The following is a 458-nucleotide window of genomic DNA, read 5'->3' as shown; positions in this document are numbered from 1 at the left end:
TGCCTGCAAAGCCGATTTATGGTTTATGCTACCGATCTTTGCTTCAATTGCGGCAATCGCGCTCATTGTCTGGCTTCAGGTGTCCCCGCGCGTCGTCGCGTTGCAGGATCCTTCGTGGCGCAACCTTCGTGAGCTTACAGGTATCGACGTGCCCGATCGCGTCTCGTTGACGCAATCGGTGCCCTGGTTGAGTTTCGGATATTACCTGCTGTTCGCGCTCGGGTTGAGCCGTGCCTATCTGCTCGCAATCGACGGCTGGCAGGCACAAAGATTGCTCAAACTGGTGGCTTTTGCCGGCGTTTGTTATGCATTGCATGGAATTTTTTCGCAATTATTGCTCCCCGACACATTGCTGTGGCGGCCGAAGGAATTCTATCTCCAGTATGCCACTGGAACCTTCGTGAACCGAAACACTGCCGCCACTTTCTGGGGCAGTTGCAGCCTGATCCTTCTGATCA

General features: G+C 54.1%; 1 protein-coding gene. It reads left to right on the top strand.

The features are described 5' to 3' along the window. Window positions 1-458: hypothetical protein (locus D7X55_RS43890; RefSeq protein WP_199747400.1), on the top strand; the 458-nt coding region annotated here is incomplete at both ends.

This window comes from Corallococcus sp. AB049A (assembly GCF_003668885.1).
GTDB lineage: Bacteria > Myxococcota > Myxococcia > Myxococcales > Myxococcaceae > Corallococcus > Corallococcus interemptor.
Note: the sequence above shows the minus strand (reverse complement) of the source record. Positions and strands in the feature narration are given on the sequence as shown.